Origin of the sequence: Mesorhizobium sp. M7A.F.Ca.CA.002.05.1.1 (assembly GCF_003998335.1) — a bacterium.
Taxonomy (GTDB): Bacteria; Pseudomonadota; Alphaproteobacteria; order Rhizobiales; family Rhizobiaceae; genus Mesorhizobium.
In genome coordinates this window covers 1-443 of the sequence record NZ_RZQI01001655.1, presented here as the reverse complement: position 1 = coordinate 443, position 443 = coordinate 1, and the positions used below count along the sequence as shown (strand labels likewise).

Genomic DNA, 443 nt, shown 5'->3' with positions numbered 1-443 from the left:
GTCCTGATCGGCGTCGAATTCCCACGTCACCTCAGGTCGATCGAACTGAAGCGATGGGACGTGAACGGTGTCGCCCCAAATCAGAACGCGTTCGCCGCCGCTCGAAACGCGAAAGCAGCTATGTCCCGCTTCATGGCCACGAGCGTCGACAATGTCGACATGTGTCCCGATACGGTCTCCGGCTTCGAAGGGTTCCGCCATGCCGTGAAATCGTTCGAGCCGCGCTTCGGCGCGAAAAAAGCCGAGTTCTTCCCCGGGAACGAGCAAGCGCGCCAGGCGCGGGAAAGCGTCGCGGCCGTCGGCAAGCACAAGACCATGGATGTGGTCGAGATGCGTGTGGGTGAAGCAGATGGTACGGACTCGTCCGGCATCGATGCCGGCTTCGTCCAGCGCCTCGGGAAGTCGGCCCATGGTGGGATGCCAGGCGTTCGAGGCGCCGGTAT

1 protein-coding gene is annotated in these 443 nt (G+C 62.8%); it reads right to left on the bottom strand.

Annotated features, from left to right (window positions below; translation table 11 throughout):
* Positions 1-411: MBL fold metallo-hydrolase (locus EN939_RS37610; protein WP_245473352.1), on the bottom strand; the 411-nt coding region annotated here is incomplete at its 3' end.
* Positions 412-443 lie beyond the last annotated feature (32 nt).